This is a genomic window from Candidatus Margulisiibacteriota bacterium (genome assembly GCA_041661965.1).
GTDB lineage: Bacteria > Margulisbacteria > WOR-1 > O2-12-FULL-45-9 > XYB2-FULL-48-7 > XYB2-FULL-45-9.
This window is the reverse complement of record JBAZTH010000002.1, coordinates 162,051-179,970: the sequence shown is the minus strand read 5'-3', so window position 1 is coordinate 179,970 and position 17,920 is coordinate 162,051. Positions and strand designations below refer to the sequence as shown.

Genomic DNA, 17,920 nt, shown 5'->3' with positions numbered 1-17,920 from the left:
TTTTCGCGATCGGGACAGGCGCAAGGGACTTACGTGGGGTGGGGGACAGAATGTATAGTGTTTACGTGCTAAAAAGTTTGAAGGATAACAATCTTTACATCGGAATGACAGCCGATTTAAAGAAAAGAATGGCTCGCCACAATTCCGGTTATGAAAAGGCGACCAGAAACCGTATTCCGCTGGAGCTGATCCATAGTGAATTGTTTGCGACCCGTGAGGAAGCGAGAAAGCGGGAGAAGTACTTAAAAAGTGGCTTTGGCAGAGAAATAATTCGAAAGCTACTTCTTAAGTAACCCATGCCCGGATGCCCGCCTTCCGGCGGGCTTGCCTATCGGAAGATTAGGTAAAGCGGAATTGGTTTTGGTTTGATTGATTGATGCCCGGATGGCGGAATTGGTAGACCTGCCTGCCGGCAGGCAGGCGCAAGGGACCTATAGGCTAAGCCTAGTCTCATTCTCGGAAAATTTAATAAGTAATGAGAAATGGCGAAAAACAACCAACCAAAGTAAAAGGTAGTAATTATGGATGATCCAAGTCAAATAGTGATGTCTACTCTAACGCTCCTAGGTATTGGGGGTATTGTTGGCGGATATATTACCTATCTGCTAGATAAAAATAAAGAACGAGAATTTAAAATATTAGAGCAGAAAGAAAAAAGATATAAATCATGCCTTTTGTTTATGGATGCCTTCTTTGAGCCTAAAAATATAAAGTATCTTTCGAGCAGGCACCCTGATATTGATAATGCCCAAGATATCCTTGAATTTTTAAAAATGGAATACCACGAAATGATGTTGTATGCTTCCAAAGAAGTGGTCATGTTGGTTAAGATATTTATTGAAAATCCAACAAATGAAAACTATTTGAGAACAATTTTAGGCATGAGACATGATTTATTTATCAAGAAAAATGATTTAGACTTAGATGGTATTCGAATTGAATTGATAACAAGAAGCGAGAAGTAAGAGAAATAGATTGCCCGGATGGCGGAATTGGTAGACGCAAGGGACTTAAAATTCCTCGGCTGCATAAGCCATGCCGGTTCGATTCCGGCTCCGGGCAGTTTCTTCTCGAGTTAAAATTCTTAATAAAAATTATGAAATCATCAAAGAGTGATAGGTGTGGTTCAATAAAAGAAGCATCTAAATGGCTTTATTTTATTCTTGCTGGCTTGGCCATTGGCAAAGGAATTGAGCCAATTGTTGGTTACTGGACTGGGAATGTTATTGATTTTCTTTCATACGTTTTTCTCTATATTGGATTTTTATTAACATTAATAAGATTTTCTTTTGGATTTATGGGTTCAATATATGAGAATATTAAAAAGGGGAAATCCGAGTATTTTAATCCCCTAATAGCTGATTTGCATTTTTACGTTGTCAATGGGATATGCTTAATAGTAATTGCTTCAAATATTGGGCGCATAAGATGGTTTGTTTTTTGGTTCATAATGATGCTATTAGTTGATTTGCTTTGGGTAGCATACGATCATTTTTATTCTAAAGAAATTAATATTTTTGGGAAAAATAAACAAGATAGAGCGAAAAAACAATATTTAATAAGTGATATATGTTTTTTCTTGCTATTGCTAATTGTGTTTTTGGTTACTTTTTTGATAAATGAACCAGATTTAAGACTAACTTTCTCTGTCTTGTTTTTGCTTGTTAGTGTTGGATTCGCCTTTTGGGATTATTATATTAATCGATCTTATTACGAATTATTAGGCTGATGGTTGAGCGGCTACGGTTGGGAAGCCGGTTCGATCCTGCCTGCCGGCAGGCAGGTCCGGCTCCGGGCAGTTTCTTTTATAATTTCGCGGCCAGCATTTCGACCGGGACTTTCAGCGCGGCCGCGGCCTGCTCCGCGTTCCCCGCTTCCTCGTAAACTCGCCGCAGATATTCTTTTTCCAGCGATTCCAGATAAGCCCGGCCTAAGGTTTCGGTCCCGCCGAGCGTATACTCGAAAGCGAGATACGTCGGCGAGACCGCCTCACCGGAAAGAAAAAACCGTTCAATTACCAGCTCCAGCTCTTTGGTGTTACCGGGCCATTGGGATTTGGTCAGCAGGTCTTCGACTTCCGGGCTGACTGACCGGATCTCCCGGCCGTAACGCCCGCTAAAGAGCGATAGATAGTAATTGATCAGGAGGGGAATATCGGCCAGCCGTTCCCGGAGCGGCGGCAGGTTGATAACGATCCCCTTGAAATTGTTGAGCGGCTTAGTGCTGGCGGCGATCAGTCTGGCGTTCCCCAGCGGGGTCCCGGCCGGATAAAACTCATAATTATTGATAAAGATCGAACTGTCCTTGGCAATTTCGAGCAGGCCGACTTTTTTTTCCAGATCAACCGTGTTGGAGCCGGACGAACCCCCAAGGAGGAGCTGCCGGAGGCGGTTAGGCGCGATCTCCGGGGTCAGGCTGATCCTGGAGAGTGGGAAGTTTTGCCGGGCGCTTTGCTGATGGATCAGCTTGGCGGCCGGTTCTTTTTCGGTCCCGGCTTCGCCGATGATCAAGACCGGTTCCGTGCTTCCGGCCGCTTTTTCAATCTGTTTGTTGGCGGTCAGGATCTTTTCACTCTGGCCGACTAATTGGAGCGGTCGCTGGTTCCCTTTTTGAACTTCGAGCCCTTCTTTGATCAGGGTTTTACGCTGTAGCAGCCGTTCGGTCATTTTAAGAACGGCGTCAACGTCAAACGGCTTAATTAGGTAATTGTTTGCCCCAAGCTTGATCGCTTCGCCGGCTTTTTGCATATCGTTGACCGCAGTGATCATGATGACTTCGAGCGAGGGATCGATCTGTTTCAGGCGCTTGAGAGTTTCCAGGCCGTTGATTCCCGGCATCCGGAAATCGAGGTAGGCGAGGTCGATCTTGTTATCGGCGGCGAGTTTGAGGGCCCCTTCGCCTGAAGCGGCCAGGAAAATGTTGTATTTTCCCTTCAGGATCAAGGAAAATGATTCCCTGATCGATAGCTCATCGTCAATGACCAGGATGTTATACATGGGCAAAACGATCGATGATCATCAGCGCCTGCTTGCGAAGCTGGGCGTTGCTTAAGATCGCCTGCGTGATGGTCCGGATCATCGGTTCGGCGCTTTTGGCGGCGGCCAATGACGGGCCATATTCGGCGGCCAGGGCGACTTTGACGATCTTGGTGATCGCCGATTCGATCGTGTCTTCCGCACTCAAACTTTGTTCCAACCCTTTTTCAAAAAGTTCGATCTTTTTAGTCTCTTTTTTATCAAGCTGGTCGGTCTCTTGTCCCAGGATCAAGGGGAGGAAGGCCCGAGCGGGGCTCCAGTTCTGCTTTTTCTCCGGTAATCCCAACATTTCCAGGTTACTCATATTGAACACCTCCACATTAAGTTAAGCAACTATATTGCCACGCTTGATTTTATTTGAGGGGCGGGAAATTGCCCAAGATAGTGGGCGTAATATTGAGACGATGCACAAGAACGATTAGATTTTCAGTTTTTTGGTAATGTTGAGGAGCGTATTGCGGTGGATCCCAAGGATCTTGGCCGCCTGGCCTTTTTTGCCGCCGGTTTTTTCCAGCGCCTGCTTAATGAAGTCGATCTCAAACTTTTTGACCGCCCGGGAAAGGGTTGTTTCATTGTAGCCGGTCTCGCAACCTTCTTCGCCTTTGATCTCGTGCGGGAGCTTCTTGGCTTCGATGTACCCTTCTTTGGTCAGAACGACGAGCCGTTCGATCAGGTTCTCTAATTCCCGAACGTTACCCGGCCAGTCGTAGTTAATAAGAAAAGGAAAAACCTCTTTTTTGATCCCCCTGATCTTTTTGCCGAATTCACGGTTATATTTGGCCAAGAAATGGTTGGCCAGGAGCGGAATGTCTTCTTCGCGTTCGCGGAGCGGCGGCAAATGGATCGGAATAACGTTGAGCCGGTAATACAGATCTTCGCGGAACTTCCGGTTCTTGATCTCTTCCCGCAGGTCGGAATTGGTGGCGGAGATGAGCCGGACGTCGACCGGGATCGGTTTTTGGCCGCCGACCCGTTCGATCTCTTTTTCCTGGATGGCGCGCAGGAGCTTGGCTTGCATGGCCAGCGGCAGACTGCCGATCTCGTCCAGAAAAATGGTCCCGCCGTTGGCGATCTCGAATTTGCCGAGCTGTCTTTCCGCCGCGCCGGTGAACGACCCCGCTTCATGGCCGAAAAGTTCGGACTCCAGCAGGTTTTCCGGGATGGCGGCGCAATTGACGGCGACAAAAAGCTTGTCTTTGCGGGGACTCCGGTTATGGATCGCCCGGGCGACCAGCTCTTTGCCGGTGCCGGATTCGCCGGTGATGATGATGGTGGCGTTGCTCTGGGCGACGTCTTCGATGACGCCGAAAATTTCCTTGATCTTTTCGCTGCTGCCGACGATCTTTTCAAACTGATGGTCTTTGCCGATGATCGTGCGAAGGGAATAATTTTCCTTGGCCAGGGACCTTTTTTCCAGGACCTTTTCCACCTGTTCCTGGAGCGCTTGGATATCGAAAGGTTTGGTGATGTAGTCGTAGGCGCCGCTGCGGATCGCTTCGACCGCTTTGCCGACCATGACGACCGCGGTGATCATGATCACTTCGATCGAATCGTCGAGTCCCTTGATGATCCGGAGGACTTCGATGCCGTCGATCTCGGGGAGGTGGATGTCGAGAAGGACCAGGTCGATGGAGTGTTTTTTGACGATCTCGATCGCGTCGCGGCCGGACGCGGCGAAGTGCAGCTCGTAGCGGCCTTCGAGCAGCATTTTCATCGATTCCCGCATGCTCTTTTCGTCGTCAACCACCAGTATCTTCGAGTTCATTTTTTCACCCGATCGCTTGCCGGAGCAATCTTCAATTCCTTTCTGTAATAAGCGACGGTTCGCCGGTCGATCCTGGCCCCCCGTTCCTTCATCAGGCGGGTAATTTCCTGGTCGGCCAGCGGCGCGGTCTTATCTTCGCTCCCCACGATCTCGGCCAGCATTGCTTTCAGCCGGGCGGCGGTCATTCCTTTGGGGCCGCGCGGGCATAAAAACTTCAGCTGGAAGAGGCCCTGCGGAGTCTGAATATATTTTGCCGCCACCGCCCGCGAGATTGTCGAGGGGTGGAGGCCGAACTCATCAGCCAGGCTTTTTTGCGAGAGGGGGATGAGCCACAGGATCCCCCGGCGCAAAAAGACTTCCTGCTTCTCAACAATCTTTCGAACGATCTTGCTCAAAGTTTCACTTCTTTTGCCGAAATCTTCGATCAGGCTTTTGGCCCGCAGGAACTTTTGCCGGAGGAACGCCTTGGTCTGGGCGTCGGTTTTTGGATCGTCGAGCATTTTCAGGTATTGGCGGGAGATTTGCATGCTCGGGCCGTAGCGCTCTTCCAGGCTGATGACCTTAAACGTTCCCTCGTCGGTGATCTCGACCGCGTAAGAGGGGATGACCTGCCGGATCTCATTCCCAAAGGTCGCGCCGGGGTAGGGGTTAAGGTTTTCTTTGATGAACTGGGCCAGGTTTTCGGCGCCGCTCTCCGGGATCCCGAGCGCGGCGGCGACGGCGGCGAAATTTTTATTGGCCAGATCTTCCAGGTGTTTGTCGACCGCCTCGTATAAGAGCGTTTCCAGCTGTTCATTCTCGAAATCGTGGGCGGCGATCTGGAGCTTAAGGCACTCTTTCAGGTCGCGGGCGCCGACCCCTTCGGGCTCAAAGCCCTGAACAAGTTTTAGGACCTTATCGACCGTTGGACGGGAAACATCATATTGCTTCATTAATTCTTCCCGACGGCGGGGATAGTCCTCAATATAGCCGTTGTCGTTGAGGTGGCCGATCAGCTCTTTGGCGATATTCTTGTGCAGTTCTTCCGCGTCCTCGATTTCCAGCTGATCGAGCAGGTGCTGTTCCAGGGTTTTTTCCTGGCGGCTGAAGTTTTCCAACCCCGGCAGTTCCTTGAAGTCGGCGTCTTTCTTGATCTTGCCGTCGGAAGTCAGGTAGCGGAGGAATTCCAGGTATTCATCCTGCCGTTCGACCTCGAGCATGACATTCTCTTCCGCTTCTTTGTTGATGTGTTCGATCAGCTCGAGATAGGGGAGATTGAGGATCTTAAGCATTTGTAGCATGCGGGGGGAAAGGAGTAACTCAAGCGTTGTTCTGACGTCGGCTTGCAGCTGCAGGTTTATCATGCTAAAATTATACCAGAATCAAGTGTCGCGGGGTAGAGTCCCGACGTTTCGCTGAAAGCGAAAGTCGGGATCCCGATCCCCGACCGAAGCGTCGGGGCATCGGGACAGCAGATTTCTCATTAGGTGTTTATCGCGGGGTAGAGCAGCCCGGTAGCTCGTCAGGCTCATAACCTGAAGGTCGTGGGTTCAAATCCCACCCCCGCTAGTTTAAATTAATAAGGTCACGCTAAGCGTGGCCTTTTTTTTGGTTTTCACCAAGGCGGACGATCCCTTCTCCTTTCCCCCAGAAAAACTACGTGAAATTATCACCGTGGGGAGGTCGACAATGAGATGTCAGCCGGAGCCTGAAAGTCCGCCAAAAGCGGCCAGGCACAAGAGGAGAAAATCAACATGTCAATTGCAACGGTGAGTTTAAAAGGGGAATTAAGTTGGGCGGTTCGGAGCAAGAACAGATTAACGCCGACCATGGGTCTTAGTCGGGTAGCCAGGTCCTTGGCGGCTATATCGCAGGAACAAAAGGTGAAGGTCAAGGCGGAGCGGGGAGTTTTAACTTATTTTAACGAGCGGACCCAAAATTGGTCGACGGTTAAGGGCTCTGGCCGGCTGGGGCAAAGGCTCGAAGGTTCTCTTGGCGAGCTAACGCTTGATGGCCCAGTTGATGCGGGAACGTTAAAGAGCACTTTTAGAGCTTTGCTGAAACAACCACTGCATATTTGGGGGAGCAAGTTGTCAGAGCAGGGAATTGCCGTAAGGGGCACTGATGGGGGAGAGCTAAAGTTCCCGGTTACCTGGAAAAATTTAAAGGAAGACATTCTCCGGGTTAACTTTGATTTTAAGCTTGAACATGCCATCGCTTGGGGAGGAGTCGGTGCTTTGATAACAGGTTTTGTCGGATTTCTTAATACTTTGGCCGTTAGCCAGCTTGAACATCATGTCTCCTTATTTGACCAGTCATTTTGTAATGACCATCCGGTAATATTTATGGGCGGCGCTGCCATAGCTGGTGGGGTGGTTGGCTGTTCGGTCTATTTACTTGAAACTTTGGGAAGATTAATGGTTTGGGCTCCAACGCGGCTTTATCAGTTAGCCCGTTTTAATGGAGATTATAAGGCGGTATTTGAGGCGAGCAACGGGCGTCAACTTAGTCAGCGGCAAGAAAAAACATTAGAGAGAGTCTTAGCCAATGCTAGGGGAAAAACGCAACTCAAAGTTCGAGCCACCGCCTTAGCGCAAATAAATGATCCTTTGTTTTCAGGGAAGATGGATACAATTGTAGCGACAATTACTGCTGCGAGCCCTTGTCAGGGTGATGGGGAAATTCTGGAAAAATTGGCGATGCATTCCAAAACTACCGCTAGAGCGTTAGCGCGAATTTTGTCGTGCGAGGTGGTAATACCGAAATCCAAGAAAGTGGTGGATAAAGCAGAAGAAACAGGGACGAGGGAAGAAACAGAATATGATGAATATAATGTGTCATGCGCTTGGCATCAAGTTAGCTATGTAGTCTCACCAGAAGTGTCTCACCAGGAATATGGCGATAAAGATATTGCTAAAGCACTGGGCATTTTGAAGAGGCGAGATCAAGATTATATCCGGCAAACGTTGGAAGCATTAGAAACTTCTGGCAATCTGAAATTGACTAAAGCGTTAAGGGCTAGTCTTTTGGCGGCCGACGCGTAGCGTGCGCGCCTGAAATTGTTATATGCGGCTATTAACTTTATTACCAGCCAAGCGACCTTAGTATCTTTCTTATTGCGTCAAGATAATACACAAACTTGTCGCGATAAAAATATTCGTCTTCGAGTAGCGCCTTAATGTTTCCCTCGGGGGCATGGGTCTCTCCTATGAATCTGGCGATGCTTATCGGGTTGAGCGCGACGCAACAGGAGCGCCACTTGCCGGCGGTTTGGTCCTTGTAGGCGATTATCCTGGTGTTGACCGGCTTTTCATGCCGATTATAAGCCGATTTATCTTTCCAGAATTCGACAAACTTAAATCCTCCCTTGAGGGTTCGAGTAATCGAGTATAATCCGTTTTCACATGGCAGGAGAGTTATCGGAACGGGAATTAAAACTTTGCGGTTTTCGATCGACCGATGGATTATAGCCGCTTCTTTTCCGTCCGCCATTCTTTTTCTGACCGGCCAAAAGCTCTCGTAAGGTCTGGGATTGTCCGACCCCAGCAAGTATCTGGAATACGCTCTGGCGGCCCTGTTTTTTTGGAGCGTGGCGGTATCCACGGTAGTGGGAACGATTTCCCAAACGCCGGTCAGCGCGTTTTTTCGGGCCAGGATGTGGCCGTCAGCGACTATGGCGGGATGGTTGAACGCTCTCCCTTCTTTTGAAGGCCAAAAATAAACTCTTTTTTCTCCCTCTATGACTTTTATCCTGCCGAACAAAAATTTCCCTATAAAATTTTCGTGACCGGGGATGTTGATGTCATTCCCGTCAAGGAAGAAAGATATTCTCCCCGTCTTATCCACTTTGCGCGGATCGATATCTAAAAAAGCGCCATCCTCGGCCTTGGCATGTAAAAAGCCCTCAATTATTTCGGTTCGTAGTCTTATGGATTGGCAGTAGGCCGAATTGCTTGTTTCCAAGATCCTTGGTTTTCTTAACGGGAGCCATCTGGGGGCGGTGAAGTCTTCCGGGCCGACCGGATTCTTTTCTGACAGGGCGACCTTTTTAATGCAGCCAGTGGAAGCCTCCGCGTCAGCCCGGGTTTGATAAAAATATGCGACGAGCAGCGTGTCTTCTTCCGCAATTCTTGAAATGACCCGGGCATGGCCGTTAAATCCGCTGATCTCCAGGCGCTTAACCGTGTTATCTTCAAAACAGCAACTGTAATAAATATAAGATTTTCTGTTTTTTTGATTGTGATAAACCGACCACCAGCGATAAAATGGAGCCTCTCCCGTTCCGACAAGCAAGGCTTCTTCTGTTCGTCGCAAATTATACCGTGAGATCTGGACATCTTTGGCGCCGGCCAGAGGATACGGGTCTGATAGTATCTGCCAGCCCGAACCGGCCCACTGGTAGGCGAGGGCATAAGTAAGCCTGGCCTTGGAGTTATCGCCGACCTCTCTGCGCAATGCCCAGGCGCGAAGGAGTTTAATGCCGTCGCCGTTTTCAAGCCGTTCTTCGGATATCTGAAGGTGAAGCCGGGGATAGTCTCTTAATCCGCAAATCGGCTTCATGATCGCTCCGTTGCCCAACTTGACCTGCAGTTTTAATTGTCCGGCTTGCGTGATCGGGTGGGCAGAGGATAAAGCCGCTCCCGGATTATCCGTTCTTAAAAACCGACGAAGAGTGGCGCTAAAACGGCAAAAGTCGCCTATAGGCGCAGCTGTGCTCATATGTGAAATTATCTTTGCAAATAAATGAATATTTCACTTTATTTAAATGCCCGCCGGTCTAAAGAAGCTTGGCCGCTAATTCGTAGCTCGCTTAATACATCTCAACCGTGATCTTCTTGGCGATCTCCTTGGCGGTCGTTAGTTTGTTGACTTCGGCGGAAAGCGCCCCGTCGCTGCCGTTCGGACTGCCGCTGCCGATCAGTTTCATGACGTAAGGGTTTTCCCGGTTGTAGATGTCGACGGTGGTCGAATAAACGACCGACGGCTGGCCGTTGACCCCGGAATTGTCTTTGGTGAAGAACTCGTTGTAATCGAAAGAATTATTCAGCTCCGCTTTGACTATGATTGTGTCTTGTTCCTTATTAAGCCGGGAAGTTAAGAGCCAATCGGTCTTGGGGGTCGCGCCGGTCACGGCGTCGACCAGTTCGGGATGTTTCGGGTCGGTCCGATGCGACCAGTAGGGGAGGACCTCCATCCGTCCGTCATGGTACTTGGTGGTATAAAGGGTTTCGATGTAATTGCCGTAAGTGTCCTCGGTCCAGATCGCAACCTGCGGGCCGAGATCGAACCCGACAAAGAAAAACCCGTATTTATGGGTCCAGGCCGGCCCTTTGTCTACCAGAACGCGGATCCTTTTTCCTTTGGCCTTGAGATTGGTTTTGACTTCGAGGCGTTGGTCATCTCCCCACGCGGCGGTTGCCAGGCAAAAAGAACCGAGTAATAAGACGGTCAGCAAGTTTTTCATGGTTGATCCCTCCACCGGGAATCATAGCATTTCCTCCCGCGCCACTGCCAGCCTAACTTGCCGGGTAAGGATTTCCTAAGCCGTAAAAAAACCTCTTGCAATTTTTGCCGGCAGAGTTTATTATGCGCATAATCTGGGCCCCAAAAAAGACCGTGAATTTGGGGGGCCTAAACAGGAGGCGGGTCATGAAAAAACTATCGGCGAACATGGAGAACTATCTGGAAACCATTCTTGCTCTCGAAACGGAAAATGGCGGCGCCAGGATCAAGGATATTGCCGCCCGGCTCGGCATCAAAATGCCCAGCGTGACCGAAGCTTTGGCCAAACTCAAAACCTCCAAGCTGATCTCGCATGAAAAGTACGGGACCGTGACCCTGACCAAGCGGGGTCGCGAGCTCGGCTCCGAGATTGCCGAGCGCAACCAGATCATCATGAATTTTCTGCACAACGTTCTGAAAGTTGACGAGCAGACCGCCCGCGAAGATGCCGCCCGGATCGGCTTCGGTTTCAGCCAGCAGTCGCTGGAAAAAATGCGGATGCAGTCCGGTTCTTTCCGGGTCCACCGCGCCGCCGAAAGTGAAGAGATGAAAGTGCCGGTCGAAGTGATCGATAGCAGGCAGAAGGCCGGGCTCGGACGGTTCTTCGGTATTTTCAAAAACTAAAGTACACAGAAGCTAAAAAAAGGGAAACCGCGACGATCTTGTCGCAGGTTTCCCTTTTTGTTTTGAGATATTACTTACTTAGTCTTTTCTTCAAAGCGGTTAATTCCTTGCGCAATTCTTTCGGCAGCTTCTTGCCAAAGGAGGCCAAGAAATCGTCCAGACTGGCCGCTTCGGCCTGCCAATCTTTCTCGTTGATGTTGAGCAGTTTATGCATATTCTCCCGCGGGATCCGCAAGCCGGTCATGTCGATGTCGTTTTCGTGCGGAATGTGGCCGATCGGGGTCTTTTCGGCATCGATCTCTTCGCGACAGCGGCTGATGATCCATTCCAGCACCCGGAGGTTCTCGCCGTAACCAGGCCAGAGGAAAGCCCCTTTTTCGTCTTTGCGGAACCAGTTGACGTGGAAAATCTTCGGTGGCGTGGTCATCTTTTTACCCATCTCCAGCCAATGACGGAAATAGTCGCTCATGTTGTAGCCGCAGAAAGGGAGCATCGCCATCGGGTCGCGGCGGACTTCGCCGATCTTGCCGACCTGGGCGGCGGTCCGCTCGGAAGCCATAGTCGCGCCGACGAAAACCCCGTGTTGCCAATTGAAAGATTCATAAACCAGGGGGGCTAGCCGGTTGCGGCGGCCGCCGAAGATGATCGCGGCAATTGGCACACCGTGGTGGTGTTCCATCCGGTTGCTGATCGAAGAAACGTTCTGGGTCGGAACGGTGAAGCGGGCGTTAGGGTGAGCGCCCAGGACTGGTTCCCGATTCTCGTCGATCTGGCCCGGTTTCCATTTATGGCCTTGCCAGTCGTAGCCGTCGGTCGGGACCGGTCCGTCGCCGCCTTCCCACCAAACGGTCTTGTCCTTGCGCAGGAGAACATTGGTGTAGATAGTGTTTTTCTGGATAGCCGACATCAAGTTCGGATTGGTTTTGGTATTGGTCCCCGGCGCGACGCCAAAAAGCCCGTATTCCGGATTGACCGCCCAGAGTTGGCCGTCGGTATCGATCCGCATCCAGGCGATATCGTCGCCGACCGTCCAGATCCGGTACCCTTTGCGTTTCAAGCCTTGCGGCGGAATGAGCATCGCCAGGTTGGTTTTGCCGCAGGCGCTCGGGAAAGCGGCGGCGATGTAGTCGATCCGGCCGGAGGGATCTTCCACTCCCATGATCAGCATATGTTCGGCCATCCAGCCTTCTTTTTCGCCCAGGTAGCTGCCGATCCGAAGCGAGAGGCACTTTTTCCCGAGCAGGACGTTGCCGCCGTAACCGGAGCCGACGCTCCAAATAGTGTTGTCCTGTGGGAAGTGGAGGATCAATCGCTTGTTGATATCGAGCTCGGCTTTACCATGTAAGCAGCGGGTAAAATCACCGTTGGTCTTTTCCAGGAAATCGAGGACCGCTTTCCCCATCCGGGTCATGATCCGCATATTCAGGACGACGTAAATGCTGTCGGTCAGTTCGACCCCGACCTTGCTGAAGGGGGAACCGACCGGTCCCATAGAGAAGGGAACGACGTACATCGTCCGGCCTCGCATGGAATCCTTAAAGTATTCGCCGGCTTTTTTATAAGCGTCCTTGGGCGACATCCAGTTATTGGTTGGTCCGGCCTCTTCCTTGGTCGGAGTGCAGATAAAAGTTAGGTGTTCGGTCCGGGCGACATCGTTCTTGGCGGTACGGTGGTAAAAACAGCCAGGAAGCCTCTTCCGGTTCAATTTGATCAATTCGCCGGTTTTGGTCGCTTCTTTCTCCAGCCGTTCTTTTTCGGCTTCGGAACCGTCAATCCAAACGATCCGGTCCGGCCTACAGAGATCGGCGCATTCTTTGACCCATTTAGCCAACACTTTATGTTTTGTCATAGTTTAGTTATTATAGCAAAGAAAAGAAGCCCTGCCAACGGAGAAATCCACATCGTGAAGTTGCCTTTTTTAGGGCATTTGTAGTATAATTGCAAGGTTATGAAAATAATTAACAATTCCCGCAATGGCAACAGTGTCGCGATCGAAGTCGAGACCGAATACTCCAGATTTGACGCCGCAGTCGAGAAAGCTTATGACGAAATCGGCCGCGAGATCAAGATCCAAGGGTTCCGTCCCGGCAAAGCGCCCCGTAAAATGGTGGAACAATCGGTCAATCGGCAAACTGTCGAACAACAGGCGGCCCAGGACCTGATCGGCGACCTCTATCCCAAGATCATTACCGAAGCTAAGCTTGAACCGGTCGACTATCCCAATGTCGAGATCAAACAGCTTGAAAACGGGAAACCCTTTATTTTTAAATTGACCGTCGACGTCTATCCTACCGTCAAACTTGGCAAATACCAGGGCTTGAAGCTGGAGAAGAAATCGGCCGCCGTGACCGAAGAAGAAATTCTCGCTCTCCTTGGCCGACTTCAGGAGCGGTTTGCCGTGACCAATGCCGAAGGAAAAAAAGAGCTCCTTACTCTGGATGACGAATTTGCCAAAAAGGTCAGCAGCTTCGGCACCTTGGCCGAACTGAAAGAAGAAGTTAAGGCCACCATGCTTAAAGATAAAGAAGCGGAAGTAGAAGCCGATCTGCGCAACAAGCTGGTCGCCGAAGCGATCTCTAAAGCGGAAGTTGAACTGCCGGGCGGAATGATCGAGCGCGAAATCGACGTTATGCTCGATGAGCTGGCCGGCTCCCTTTCCCAAAGCAATCTGACGGTTGACGACTATCTGAAGGGGACCAAGAAGCAGATGGACGGACTCCGCCAGGAGATGCGCAAAGCGGCCGAAGGGCGAGTCAAAGGGAAGGTTGTCCTTAAAGCGGTCGCCGAAAAAGAAGAGCTGAAGGTCAGCAATGAGGATATTAAGAAAGAATTGAACCAGATCTCGGTGGAGACCGGCCAGCCGGTTGACCTGCTGGAGAAGAACTTTAACGAGAGCGGCCGCCGCGGCTTCATGGAAGAGTACCTGTTGCGGCAAAAGGCCCTGGATCTATTGGTGGAAAAAGCCGAGATCAAAGCGGCTTAATTTGTCGGAAAGAGAGGAGTAATTATGCTGAAACGCGCGCAATTAATTCCCATGGTGGTGGAGCAGTCGCCGAAAGGTGAGCGGGCTTACGATATTTATTCCCGCCTGCTCAAAGACCGAATCGTTTTTATCGGCGGCCCGATCGATGACGATATCGCTAACATTATCATTGCCCAGCTTCTTTTCCTCGCGGCCGAAGATTCCAACAAAGACGTCAACATCTACATCAATTCCCCGGGCGGAGTCGTGACGGCGGGCCTGGCGATCTACGATACGATCAATTTCCTCAAATGCCCGGTCTCGACGATCTGCGTCGGGCAAGCCGCGTCAATGGGGGCCTTGCTTCTTTGTTCCGGGACTAAAGGGAAACGCTTTGCTTTGCCCAACGCCCGGATCATGATCCACCAGCCGCTCGGCGGCGCCCAGGGGCAGGCGACCGACATCGAGATCCAGACCCAGGAACTTCTTCGGATCAAAAAGCTCTTAAACGACATCCTGGTGAAAAACACCGGTCAAACGCTGGCCAAGATCGAAAAAGATACCGACCGTGATTTCTACATGGGAGCCGTGGAATCGGTGAAGTACGGGTTGATCGACGAAGTTATTCTTTCCGCTAAAACTAAATAATGCCACAGGACAAGGCTAAACTTGCCGAATGGCGGGAAGAACTCCCGCTCATTCCTCTGCGGAATATGGTCGTCTTCCCACAGATGATCGTGCCGCTCTTTATCGGCCGGAGCAAATCAGTTAAAGCCTTGGAAGAAACCCTTTCTAAAGAAAAAGTCGTCGTTTTCGTTTCCCAAAAAAATGAAGAGGTTGAAGAACCGGGGCCCAAGGACCTCTGTACCATCGGGACCTTGTCCGAAGTCGTCCAAATGCTCTCCCTTCCCGACGGCACGACCAAAGTCCTGGTCGAAGGGATCTGCCGGGTCAAGGTCGAAAAGTACGTCGCCGAAGCCCCATATTTTCGGGTTATGATCTCCCGGATCCCGGAGCCGGATGAGATCACGCCGGAAACGGAAGTTCTGGTCCGTAACGTGATCAAGCAATTCGAAGAATACGTGAAGCTTAACCGCCGCATCCCGCCGGAAACCCTGATGTCGATCGTTAACGTGGAAAACCCGGGTCGTCTGGCCGACCTGATCTCATCTTATCTCTCTTTGAAAGTCGAAGAGAAACAAGGGATCCTGGAAGCGCTGACCGCGGAAAAGCGGCTGAAGAAGCTGACCGAGATTTTGGAGAAAGAGATCGAGGTCTTAAACGTCGAGAAAAAACTTCAGGGAAAGGTCCGCAAGCAGATCGAAAAGGTCCAGAAAGAGTATTACCTGAAGGAAAAGCTCCGGGCGATCCAGGAAGAGCTGGGGGAGGAAGAAGGGGGGTCGGAACCGGAGATTGCCGAATACAAGAAGAAGATCGCCGACGCTAAATTGCCGGCGGTCGTGAAAGAAAAAGCCGACAAGGAGCTGGAGCGCCTGATTCAGATGCCGCCGATGGCGGCCGAAGCTTCGGTTATCAGGACCTATCTCGATTGGTTGGTCGAACTTCCCTGGAAAAAGAAGACCAAGTCAAAGATCGACATTAGCGAGGTTGAGAAGATCCTTAACGCCGAACATTTTGGCCTCGAAAAGGTCAAAGAACGGATCCTCGAATATTTTGCCGTTCTGCAACTGACCGGAAAAATGGGGGGGACGATCCTTTGTCTCGTCGGCCCGCCCGGGGTCGGCAAAACCTCGGTCGCCCGCTCGATCGCTTCGGCCATGGGACGCAAGTTTACCAGAGTGGCGATGGGCGGGGTGAGAGACGAAGCGGAAGTTAGGGGACACCGCCGGACCTATGTCGGTTCAATGCCGGGCCGGATTATTCAATCCATTCACAAGGCTGGAGTTAATAATCCGGTTTTCCTGCTCGACGAGATCGATAAGCTGGGGACCGATTACCGGGGTGACCCGGCGGCCGCTTTGCTCGAAGTCCTCGATCCGGAAATGAACAAGGAATTTTCCGACCATTATTTGGAGTTGGAATTCGACCTTTCCGATGTTTTCTTTATTACGACCGCCAACACCCGCGATCCGATCCCCCGGCCGCTTCAGGACCGGATGGAAGTGATCGAAATGTCCGGCTACACCGAGGAAGAAAAGCTCGGCATCGCCAAAGGCTATCTCCTGCCGCGCGAAATGGAAAAGCATGGCCTGAAAAATGACCAGGTTGAATTTAAAGAAGAGGCTTTGCTGACGATCATCCGCGATTTCACCCGAGAAGCGGGGGTTAGGAACCTGGAGCGGGAGATCGGGACCGTCCTGCGCAAGATCGCGACCAAGATCGTCAAGGATAAAAAACAGCAGAAATTCGTGATCACCAAAGCGTCGCTTCAGGAATATCTGGGCGCGGTCCGCTATCATTTCGGGCTGGCGGAAGAAGCCGACCAGGTGGGGACGGCGACCGGGCTGGTCTGGACCGAAGCCGGCGGAGACATTACGCCGATCGAAGTGACGACCATGACCGGGCGTGGGGCCCTGACGCTGACCGGCCAGCTGGGGGATGTCATGCAGGAATCGGCCAAAGCGGCGATGAGCTATGTCCGCTCCCGGGCCAAGAGCCTGGGCCTCGACGAAAATTTCTACCGTAAATTCGACATTCATATCCACGTTCCAGAAGGTGCTGTCCCCAAAGATGGGCCGTCGGCCGGGATCACCATTGCCACCGCGTTGGTGTCCGCCCTGACCGGGCTGCCGGTCCGCAAAGACGTGGCGATGACCGGCGAGGTTACTTTGCGCGGGAAGGTCCTGCCGATCGGCGGCTTGAAAGAAAAACTGCTTGGCGCTCGACGCGCCGGGATAAAGAATGTTATAATCCCCAAGGAAAACAAGCCCGATCTGGACGAGATCAGGAAAGAGATCCCGACCGACCTGAATATCGTCCTGGCCAAAGAGATGGAAGAGGTCCTGGCGATCGCTTTGGTCGGCAAGCTTAAGCCAAACAAAGAGCTTAACGACCGTCCCTATCGCTATTTACCCGGCGGCCAGCCGCCGCAACTGTATGCTTAAGGAGGGAAAAATGTTTAATTATTCGCAGGTTAAAAAAGGCCCTTTCCTTCATTTTTCATTTTTCATTTTTTCATTTTGCATTTTGCTTTTGGCCGGTTGTGGCGAACGGAACGAGGCCCGCTCTTACTATTACAGTCCGAGCTTTACCGCCGAAGGGAACATCCTTCACATCTACGGACTGCAGAGCGTCAACAAGAACTTTATCGGCTCGGAGTTGAGTTCGGCCTACACGGAAACGGTCAAGACCATGGACCCGACCGGCGCGAGCGAGACCTTTATTTTCGACACGACCGGCGATCTCCCTTACTCGATGTCTTGTTCGCCAGCGACCACCCTAAGTTATGTCGCTTTCATGGGGGATCTGCAAAGTTCCTCCTTCGGTAAGATCACGATCCGGAACATCAAGCCAAGCGGCCAGACCGGCTTGACCAGGGCGGAAATGGTTTTTGCCGCCGCCAGCCGGATCCGTTCCTTTGATTGGTCGGCGGACGGGACCAAGCTGGTTTTCTGCAACGATACCGGCGTCGTTACCCGCAATTGGAACGACTACACCGGCGCGACCGATACCACGGTTGTGGCCCAAGCCGGGGTCGATTTCGTGACCTGGAAATACGGCAACCGGATCGCTTTTGTTTACGCCGACGGCGGGGTTAGGCACTTGGCGGTTATAAATTCCGACGGGACCAATCGGGTCAATCTGCCGGCGGGAGCGACCCTGGAGAAACCGCAATTCTCGCCGGTCAGCACCAACGAGGTTTACGGGATCGCTAGTGGTAGCTATTGTGTCGTTGACATCGATGCCGCCGCTCCGGCGACGTCGGAGATCATGGCGAATTTCAAAGGTGAATTGCCGCGAATGGCCCCGACCGGCGATATTGTGGTTTACAGCAAGACCGGAGCGCAGAGCGGGATCTATTCGCTTAACCTTTCGACCAAGGTTGAATCAACGATTAAATAAGGGCGGAGCAACGAGCCTGTTTTTCGCTGC

The 17,920-nt window shown here is 51.3% G+C and carries 16 protein-coding genes and 2 tRNA genes; 11 read left to right on the top strand and 7 right to left on the bottom strand.

The features are described from left to right. The first annotated feature begins 50 nt into the window (after positions 1-50). The 4 genes from WC772_03665 (at position 51) to WC772_03650 (ending at position 1,729) form a co-directional block, all read left to right on the top strand. On the top strand, positions 51-293 hold the full coding sequence (locus tag WC772_03665; protein ID MFA6169850.1) for a GIY-YIG nuclease family protein: 243 nt from the start codon (positions 51-53) through the stop codon (positions 291-293). A 228-nt stretch (positions 294-521) separates the two neighbouring features. After that, positions 522-965, top strand: coding sequence for a hypothetical protein (locus tag WC772_03660; GenBank protein ID MFA6169849.1), 444 nt, complete (start codon positions 522-524; stop codon positions 963-965). 12 nt (positions 966-977) lie between these two features. Then, positions 978-1,062, top strand: a tRNA-Leu gene (locus tag WC772_03655). A gap of 34 nt (positions 1,063-1,096) precedes the next feature. Then, positions 1,097-1,729, top strand: a complete 633-nt coding sequence (locus WC772_03650) for a hypothetical protein (protein ID MFA6169848.1) — start codon at positions 1,097-1,099, stop codon at positions 1,727-1,729. A 76-nt stretch (positions 1,730-1,805) separates the two neighbouring features. On the opposite strand, the gene WC772_03645 is transcribed toward WC772_03650, so the two are convergent. The 4 genes from WC772_03645 to rpoN form a co-directional block, all read right to left on the bottom strand. Then, positions 1,806-2,996: a response regulator gene (locus WC772_03645; protein MFA6169847.1), complete on the bottom strand. Its 1,191-nt coding sequence runs from the start codon at positions 2,994-2,996 to the stop codon at positions 1,806-1,808. Further along, the gene (locus WC772_03640; GenBank protein MFA6169846.1) at positions 2,989-3,339 is read right to left on the bottom strand and encodes a hypothetical protein; all 351 of its coding nucleotides are present in this window, start codon (positions 3,337-3,339) and stop codon (positions 2,989-2,991) included. Before WC772_03640 ends, WC772_03645 begins: the two co-directional genes overlap by 8 nt. Before the next feature lie 114 nt (positions 3,340-3,453). Further along, entirely contained in the window at positions 3,454-4,800 is a 1,347-nt protein-coding gene (locus tag WC772_03635) for a sigma-54 dependent transcriptional regulator (protein MFA6169845.1), read from the bottom strand. Next, entirely contained in the window at positions 4,797-6,143 is a 1,347-nt protein-coding gene (gene rpoN / locus WC772_03630; protein ID MFA6169844.1) for an RNA polymerase factor sigma-54, read from the bottom strand. Before rpoN ends, WC772_03635 begins: the two co-directional genes overlap by 4 nt. 131 nt (positions 6,144-6,274) lie before the next feature. On the opposite strand from rpoN, the gene WC772_03625 reads away from it, so the two are divergent. Together WC772_03625 and WC772_03620 are read left to right on the top strand one after the other, a co-directional pair. Then, a tRNA-Met gene (locus WC772_03625) sits at positions 6,275-6,348 on the top strand. 185 nt (positions 6,349-6,533) lie between these two features. After that, positions 6,534-7,823 carry a hypothetical protein gene (locus WC772_03620; GenBank protein ID MFA6169843.1) on the top strand — a complete coding sequence of 430 codons (1,290 nt, stop codon included), beginning with the start codon at positions 6,534-6,536 and terminating at the stop codon, positions 7,821-7,823. A 40-nt stretch (positions 7,824-7,863) separates the two neighbouring features. Here WC772_03620 and WC772_03615 read toward each other — a convergent pair whose 3' ends face one another. Beyond that, entirely contained in the window at positions 7,864-9,498 is a 1,635-nt protein-coding gene (locus WC772_03615; protein MFA6169842.1) for a hypothetical protein, read from the bottom strand. 91 nt (positions 9,499-9,589) lie between these two features. Beyond that, the gene (locus WC772_03610) at positions 9,590-10,243 is read right to left on the bottom strand and encodes a DUF2271 domain-containing protein (protein ID MFA6169841.1); all 654 of its coding nucleotides are present in this window, start codon (positions 10,241-10,243) and stop codon (positions 9,590-9,592) included. Positions 10,244-10,428: 185 nt separating this feature from the next. Here WC772_03610 and WC772_03605 point away from each other — a divergent pair, with 185 nt between their 5' ends. Beyond that, on the top strand, positions 10,429-10,905 hold the full coding sequence (locus tag WC772_03605) for a metal-dependent transcriptional regulator (GenBank protein ID MFA6169840.1): 477 nt from the start codon (positions 10,429-10,431) through the stop codon (positions 10,903-10,905). Between the two features lie 70 nt (positions 10,906-10,975). Here WC772_03605 and WC772_03600 read toward each other — a convergent pair whose 3' ends face one another. Beyond that, positions 10,976-12,754, bottom strand: coding sequence for a phosphoenolpyruvate carboxykinase (GTP) (locus WC772_03600; GenBank protein MFA6169839.1), 1,779 nt, complete (start codon positions 12,752-12,754; stop codon positions 10,976-10,978). 99 nt (positions 12,755-12,853) lie between these two features. Between WC772_03600 and WC772_03595 the strand changes: the two genes are divergently transcribed. The 4 genes from WC772_03595 to WC772_03580 are packed head-to-tail and all read left to right on the top strand — an operon-like array spanning position 12,854 to position 17,890. Beyond that, a complete protein-coding gene (locus WC772_03595; protein ID MFA6169838.1) occupies positions 12,854-13,888 on the top strand; it encodes a trigger factor in 1,035 nt (344 codons plus the stop codon). Positions 13,889-13,912: 24 nt separating this feature from the next. After that, a complete protein-coding gene (clpP, locus tag WC772_03590) occupies positions 13,913-14,515 on the top strand; it encodes an ATP-dependent Clp endopeptidase proteolytic subunit ClpP (protein ID MFA6169837.1) in 603 nt (200 codons plus the stop codon). Then, a complete protein-coding gene (lon, locus tag WC772_03585) occupies positions 14,515-16,932 on the top strand; it encodes an endopeptidase La (GenBank protein MFA6169836.1) in 2,418 nt (805 codons plus the stop codon). Before clpP ends, lon begins: the two co-directional genes overlap by 1 nt. A 10-nt stretch (positions 16,933-16,942) precedes the next feature. Then, complete coding sequence (locus tag WC772_03580) at positions 16,943-17,890, top strand: hypothetical protein (GenBank protein MFA6169835.1); 948 nt, start codon at positions 16,943-16,945, stop codon at positions 17,888-17,890. Positions 17,891-17,920 lie beyond the last annotated feature (30 nt).